Below are 4,063 nucleotides of genomic sequence, written 5' to 3' on the forward strand. Positions count from 1 at the left end.
CCCTCGGCCTGCACGGCATGACCGTCAAGGAGGAATACGGCGGCACCGAACTCGGCTACCTCGCGCACATCGTGGCGATGGAAGAGGTTTCGCGGGCCTCGGCCTCGGTCGGCCTCTCGTACGGCGCGCATTCCAACCTGTGCGTGAACCAGATCCACCGCAACGGCAGCGAGGCGCAGAAGAAGAAGTACCTGCCCAAGCTGGTGAGCGGCGAGCACGTCGGCGCGCTGGCGATGAGCGAGCCGAATGCCGGTTCCGACGTGGTCAGCATGAAGCTGCGAGCCGAGAAGAAGGGCGACCGCTACGTGCTCAACGGCGGCAAGATGTGGATCACCAACGGCGGCGACGCCGACACGCTGGTGATCTACGCCAAGACCGAGCCCGAGATGGGCGCCCGCGGCATGACCGCCTTCATCGTCGAGAAGGGCTTCAAGGGCTTCTCGGCCGGCACCAAGCTCGACAAGCTCGGCATGCGAGGTTCCAACACCTTCCCGCTCTACTTCGACAACTGCGAAGTGCCTGAAGAGAACGTGCTGGGCGGCGAGGGCATGGGCGCCAAGGTGCTGATGAGCGGGCTCGACTTCGAGCGCGCGGTGCTCTCCGGCGGCCCGCTGGGCATCATGGCTGCCTGCATGGACGCGGTGCTGCCTTTCGTGCACGAGCGCCAGCAGTTCGGCCAGAGCATCGGCGAGTTCCAGCTGATGCAGGGCAAGCTGGCCGACATGTACTCGACCTGGCAGGCCACGCGCGCCTACGTGTACGCGGTCGGCAAGGCCTGCGACCGCAGCGACCACGCGCGCACCTTCCGCAAGGACGCGGCCGGCGCCATCCTGTACTCGGCCGAGAAGGCGACCTGGATGGCCGGCGAGGCGATCCAGGCGCTGGGCGGCGTCGGCTACACCAAGGACTTTCCGGTCGAGCGGCTGTGGCGCGACGCCAAGCTCTACGAGATCGGCGCCGGCACCAGCGAGATCCGGCGCATGCTGATCGGCCGCGAGCTGTTTGCCGAGACGGCCTGAAGGAGGCGCGATGAACCCGCCGCTGAGCATGGCGCAAGGCGCCACCGACGTGCCGCTGATCGAGCAGACCCTCGGCGATTTCTTCGACGACATGGCCGCCCGCCAGGGCGACCATGAGGCGCTGGTCAGCGTGCACGAGGGCAAGCGCTACAGCTACCGCGAGCTGCAGCGCGAAGTCGACCGGCTGGCCAGCGCTCTGCTGGGCCTGGGGCTGGTGCCGGGCGACCGCGTCGGCATCTGGTCGCACAACAACGCGCCCTGGGTGCTGATGCAGCTGGCCACGGCCAAGGTCGGCATCGTCCTGGTCAACATCAACCCGGCCTACCGCAGCGCGGAGCTCGAGTACGCGCTCAACAAGGTGGCGTGCAAGGCGCTGGTGACGATGAAGAGCTTCAAGACCAGCGACTACGTCGGCATGCTGCGCGAGCTGGCGCCCGAGCTGGCCGCCGCGGCGCCCGGTGCCTTGAAGGCCGCCCGGCTGCCGCACCTGCGCAGCGTGGCCTGGATCGATGCGGCCGGCGACGAGGGCGAGCTGCCTGGGCTGCTGCGCTTCTCGGCGTTGCACGACAGCGGCGATGCCGACGATCCGCAGGTCAGCGCCCTCGCCAGGACGCTCAAGGCCACCGACCCGATCAACATCCAGTTCACCAGCGGCACCACCGGCTTTCCCAAGGGCGCGACGCTGACCCATCGCAACATCCTCAACAACGGCTTCTTCATCGGCGAATGCATGAAGCTGTCGCCGGTCGATCGCCTCTGCATCCCGGTGCCGCTCTACCACTGCTTCGGCATGGTGCTGGGCAACCTGGCCTGCCTCACGCACGGCGCCACCATCGTCTATCCGAACGACGGCTTCGACCCGCTCACGGTGATGCAGACGGTGCAGGCCGAGAAGTGCACCGGGCTGCACGGGGTGCCGACGATGTTCATCGCCGAGCTCGACCATCCGCGCTTCAAGGCGTTCGATTTCTCGACCTTGCGCACCGGCATCATGGCCGGCTCGCCCTGCCCGACCGAGGTCATGAAGCGGGTGGTCGAGCAGATGCACCTGCGCGAGATCACGATCGCCTACGGCATGACCGAGACCAGCCCGGTGAGCTGCCAGAGCTCGACCGACACGCCGCTCGAGAAGCGCGTGTCCACCGTCGGCACGGTGCAGCCGCACCTCGAGATCAAGATCGTCGATCCGGTCACGGGCGAGATCGTGCCGCGCGGCAGCTCGGGCGAGTTCTGCACCCGCGGCTATTCGGTGATGCACGGCTACTGGGAGGACGAGGAGAAGACCCGCGAGGCGATCGACGCCGACGGCTGGATGCACACCGGCGACCTCGCCACCATGGACGCCGAGGGCTACGTCAACATCGTCGGCCGCATCAAGGACATGGTGATCCGCGGCGGCGAAAACATCTACCCGCGCGAGATCGAGGAGTTCCTGTACCGCCATCCGAAGGTGCAGGACGTGCAGGTGGTCGGKCTGCCCGACAAGAAGTACGGCGAGGAGCTGTGCGCCTGGATCATCGCCAAGCCGGGCCAGAGCCTGAGCGCCGACGAGGTGCGCGACTTCTGCAAGGGCCAGATCGCGCACTACAAGGTGCCGCGCTACATCGAGTTCGTGACCCAGTTCCCGATGACGGTCACGGGCAAGATCCAGAAGTTCAAGATTCGCGAAGCAATGAAGCACCAGCTCGGGCTGGACGAGGACAAGACTGCATGAAGCTCGAGACCCAACTCAACGCCCGCTCGGCGGAATTCCAGGCCAACGCGACCGCGATGCGGGCGCTGGTCGACGACCTGCACGCGCAGTTCGCCAAGGTCGAGGCCGGCGGCGGCGAGGCGGCGCGCAGCAAGCACACGGCCCGCGGCAAGCTGCTGCCGCGCGACCGCGTGGCGCAGCTGCTCGACCCGGGCACGCCCTTTCTCGAGGTGGCGCCGCTCGCGGCGCATGCGATGTACCACGGCGCGGCGCCCGGTGCGGGCCTGATCGCGGGCATCGGCCGGGTCAGCGGCGTCGACTGCATGATCGTCTGCAACGACGCGACCGTGAAGGGCGGCACCTACTACCCGGTCACGGTCAAGAAGCACCTGCGGGCGCAAGAGATCGCCGAGCAGAACCGGCTGCCCTGCATCTACCTGGTCGACTCCGGCGGCGCCAACCTGCCGAACCAGGACGAGGTCTTCCCCGATCGCGACCACTTCGGCCGCATCTTCTACAACCAGGCGCAGATGAGCGCGCAGGGCATCGCCCAGATCGCGGTGGTCATGGGCTCCTGCACTGCGGGCGGCGCSTACGTGCCGGCGATGAGCGACGAGAGCATCATCGTCAAGAACCAGGGCACCATCTTCCTGGGCGGCCCGCCGCTGGTGAAGGCGGCCACCGGCGAAGTGGTGACGGCCGAAGACCTGGGCGGTGGCGATGTCCACACCCGGCTGTCGGGGGTGGCCGACCACCTGGCGCAGAACGACCTGCATGCGCTGGCGCTGGCGCGTTCGGCCGTGAAGAACTTGGGCGATAACCGGGCGCAAGCGCCCGGTCCTTCTGTGGTTCGCGCCCCCGCCTACCCTGCGGAGGAGCTCTACGGCGTCATCCCGACCGACACCCGCAAGCCCTTCGACGTGCGCGAGATCATCGCCCGCATCGTCGACGGCAGCGAATTCCACGAGTTCAAGTCGCGCTTCGGCAGCACCCTGGTCTGCGGCTTCGCCGAGATCGAGGGCATGCCGGTGGGCATCGTCGCCAACAACGGCATTCTGTTCAGCGAATCGGCGCAGAAGGGTGCCCACTTCATCGAGCTGTGCTGCCAGCGCAAGACGCCGCTGGTGTTCCTGCAGAACATCACGGGCTTCATGGTGGGGCGCAAATACGAGAACGAAGGCATTGCGCGCCACGGCGCCAAGATGGTGACGGCGGTGGCCACCGCCAACGTGCCCAAGTTCACGATCATCATCGGCGGCAGTTTCGGGGCCGGCAACTACGGCATGTGCGGCCGCGCCTATTCGCCGCGCTTCCTCTGGATGTGGCCCAACGCGCGCATCAGCGTGATGGG

3 protein-coding genes are annotated in these 4,063 nt (G+C 67.4%); all 3 read left to right on the plus strand.

Annotated elements, in window-relative coordinates:
* Positions 1–1,019: acyl-CoA dehydrogenase family protein (locus AC1D2E_RS34985; protein WP_478201656.1), on the plus strand; the 1,019-nt coding region annotated here is incomplete at its 5' end.
* 10 nt (positions 1,020–1,029) lie between these two features.
* A complete protein-coding gene (locus AC1D2E_RS34990; RefSeq protein ID WP_478201657.1) occupies positions 1,030–2,733 on the plus strand; it encodes an AMP-binding protein in 1,704 nt (567 codons plus the stop codon).
* On the plus strand, positions 2,730–4,063 hold a 1,334-nt coding region (locus AC1D2E_RS34995), incomplete at its 3' end, for a carboxyl transferase domain-containing protein (RefSeq protein WP_478201658.1). The genes AC1D2E_RS34990 and AC1D2E_RS34995, both read left to right, overlap by 4 nt.

It is taken from the genome of Variovorax sp. P1_H2 (genome assembly GCF_056405295.1).